Raw genomic sequence first — 2,894 nt, 5'->3', positions numbered from 1 at the left:
TCTCCTTCTCTATTTTTTTCTGATGGCTGCGCCACCCACCGAGACCTACCCTCACACCAACCCTCTTTCCCTACACGACGCTATTCCGATCTCGATACGCGTCAGCGGCGCGGCGATGCGCGCGGCGGCGGCCGGGAACAGCAGCGCGAAGCCGAACAGCGCAAAGCTCGCCAGCGCGATCGCGCGCCCGTAGCGGCTGAACTGGGCGATGCCGCCGAGGCCGGCCGCGCCCAGCCCCGTGACCAGCGCGAAGCTAGCCGCGAGGCCGAGCAGCAGCGGCAGGCGGCTGCGAAGGAAGGGGGCGTCGGTGCGGGCGAATACGAACGGCACGACGGGCAGGATGCAGGGGCTCAGCACCGTGAGCGCGCCGGCAAGGAAGGCGACGATGAGCAGCATGATCGGGATCCGGGTCGGAGGCGGGGAACCGCGCGGCGGCGCGATGGCGGCAGCCGGCGCGGCGCGGGAGACACGGAAGCGATTTGAGCGTGCGGGTGTATCGGGCGGATGTCCGCCGCGCCGCGCTTGCGTAAGCGCGTGTGGCGGCGCGGGGGCGGGATACGCGGCGATACAAATCGGCGCGGCGGGGCGCTTATCCGGCCAGCGCGCGACGGCGCGGCGCGTTTTCCACGGGCAACGCGATGCCGGTGTCGAGCGACGACGACAGGATCATCCAAGGGTACTCGGCCGGCTCGTTCGCATCGCGCTTGCGCGGCCGGAACACGCGGCTGCCCTGCGCGATCTCGTTGCCGGTCAGCGCGCAGACGGCGTGTTCATGGGCCAGCGCCGCATGCCAGATCTGTTCGGTGTACTTGCCGAAGCGCGAATCGCTCCACGTTACCGTGATCGAGCCCGACGGCAGGCGGTCGATCACCGCGACGTGATCGGGGCAGCAGCGCGCATCGAAAGCCGGCGACAGATTGCGGGCGGCCGGCTCGGCACGACGGGCGGCGACGCGCCGGGGCCGCCGTTCGAAGCGCAGGCGCGCCGGCGGAAACAGCATGTCAAGCAGCGCGCGCGCCGCGATGTCGTCGTTCGCGAGCTTGGGCAGGTCGTGGGAAGCCGGCATCATCGATCTCTCCAGTAGGCACAGCAAGGTGGGGGTGGCATCGATCGCGATGCCGGGCAGGCCGGATATCGACTGCGAAAAAGCCGTTGAACCGGTGAGAAAAAGCATAGCGGCGGCATGCACCTGCTTTCCATGAGACCTGCATCTGCCCGTTCCCATGCCTTGATATCGACGCGCTCATACGTTCGTATGGGCGCAGCGCCGGTGCCTTGCCCTGGCGGTGCCTCGTCCTGGAGGCGAACGCGGCCATGCCGCGCGAGCGGACGCGCTTGAATGAAAAGCAGGAATCCGATCGATCGAGCCCGCCGGGCGCATGCGGCGTGCACCGTTTGTCGCGGTGCGCCACGCGCGGTGCGGATACAAACCGGTACACGCCGAACACACGCCAGATACACCGATTCTTTCCAATGGCTGACACCGCAGCGGCAACGCGGTTCGATCAATCACAGGAAAAAAGGATAACGAACGATGTCTTCCTCTGCGTTTTCACCGATGCGCCGTCACCTGCTGGGTGCTTCCGTGGCGGCCGGCGCGCTGGGCCTGGTGCCCGCCGCCGCACGCGCCGCTGCTTCCGCCACGATTCGTCCGTTCAGCGTGCGGGTGCCCGACGCCGATCTGGCGGATCTGCGACGCCGCATCGCCGGGACGCGCTGGCCGTCGCGCGAAACCGTCGCCGACGAATCGCAGGGCGTGCGCCTCGCGCGCATGCAGCAACTGCTGCAGTACTGGGGCAGCGATTACGACTGGCGCAAGGGCGAGGCCAAGCTGAACGGCTTCCCGATGTTCATCACCGAGATCGACGGCCTCGATATCCAGTTCATCCACGTCCGCTCGCGTCATGCGAACGCGATGCCGCTGATCATGACGCACGGCTGGCCCGGTTCGGTGTTCGAACTGCTCGAGGCGATCGGGCCGCTGGCCGATCCCACCGCGTACGGCGCGAGCGCCGACGATGCCTTCCATGTGGTGGTGCCGTCGCTGCCGGGCTTCGGCTTTTCCGGCAAGCCGGCGCATACCGGCTGGGACTCGAACCATATCGCGCGCGCCTGGGGCGAACTGATGGCGCGGCTCGGCTACACGCGCTTCGTTTCGCAGGGCGGCGATTGCGGCTCGGTGATTTCGCACCGGATGGCGATCCAGAAGGTGAAGGGGCTGGCCGGCATCCACGTCAACATGCCGGCCACCGTGCCGCCCGATATCGCGCGGCTGCTGCAACTCGACGCGCCGGCGCCCGCCGGGCTGTCGCCGAAGGAGCGGGCCGCCTACGACAAGCTCGGCACGTTCTACCGCGACAACTGCGGCTATTCGGCGATGATGGTCACGCGCCCGCAGACGGTCGGCTATGCGCTGGCCGATTCGCCGGCCGGGCAGGCGGCCTGGATGTACGACAAGATTTCGCAGTGGACCTACAGCGGCGGCGTGCCCGAGCGTTCGCTCACGCGCGACGCGATCCTCGACGATATTTCGTTGTACTGGCTGACCGATTCGGCTACCTCGGCCGCGCAGATCTACTGGGAGGATCACTCGAACAACTTCAACGCCGTCGATATTTCGCTGCCGGCCGCGATCACGGTGTTTCCCGGCGAGATCTACCAGGCGCCGCGCAGTTGGGCCGAGAAGGCGTATCGCCAGCTCGTGTATTTCAACGAGGTCGACAAGGGCGGCCACTTCGCGGCGTGGGAGCAACCGCTGCTGTTCGCGCAGGAGGTGCGGGCGGGGTTCCGGCCGATGCGGCGGGCGTGAGGGGCGGGCCGGCGCGTGGCGTCGGCCCTGCGGATCCGCGTGCGGCCAGCAGCGGTGTCAGCGCGTGCCGTCGCGCAGCACCGCG

At 68.2% G+C, this 2,894-nt stretch carries 3 protein-coding genes; 1 reads left to right on the top strand and 2 read right to left on the bottom strand.

What is annotated here, in order from left to right; genetic code table 11:
- Window positions 1–51: 51 nt before the first annotated feature.
- Window positions 52–396: a hypothetical protein gene (locus G3N92_RS32725; RefSeq protein ID WP_206131665.1), complete on the bottom strand. Its 345-nt coding sequence runs from the start codon at window positions 394–396 to the stop codon at window positions 52–54.
- A 193-nt stretch (window positions 397–589) separates the two neighbouring features.
- Window positions 590–1,069, bottom strand: coding sequence for a DUF3331 domain-containing protein (locus G3N92_RS32720; RefSeq protein ID WP_206131664.1), 480 nt, complete (start codon window positions 1,067–1,069; stop codon window positions 590–592).
- A gap of 465 nt (window positions 1,070–1,534) precedes the next feature.
- On the opposite strand from G3N92_RS32720, the gene G3N92_RS32715 reads away from it, so the two are divergent.
- Entirely contained in the window at window positions 1,535–2,809 is a 1,275-nt protein-coding gene (locus G3N92_RS32715) for an epoxide hydrolase (protein WP_206131663.1), read from the top strand.
- The last annotated feature ends 85 nt before the right edge of the window (window positions 2,810–2,894 follow it).

The organism is Burkholderia sp. Ac-20379 (genome assembly GCF_017104645.1).
In the GTDB taxonomy this organism is placed as follows: domain Bacteria; phylum Pseudomonadota; class Gammaproteobacteria; order Burkholderiales; family Burkholderiaceae; genus Burkholderia.
This window is presented reverse-complemented; position numbering and strand designations above follow the sequence as displayed.

Bases quoted from the DNA above. Each gene is read 5' to 3' on its own strand.
- G3N92_RS32725 (WP_206131665.1), bottom strand. From the start codon at position 396: ATGCTGCTCATCGTCGCCTTCCTTGCCGGCGCGCTCACGGTGCTGAGC.
- G3N92_RS32720 (WP_206131664.1), bottom strand. From the start codon at position 1,069: ATGATGCCGGCTTCCCACGACCTGCCCAAGCTCGCGAACGACGACATC.
- G3N92_RS32715 (WP_206131663.1), top strand. From the start codon at position 1,535: ATGTCTTCCTCTGCGTTTTCACCGATGCGCCGTCACCTGCTGGGTGCT.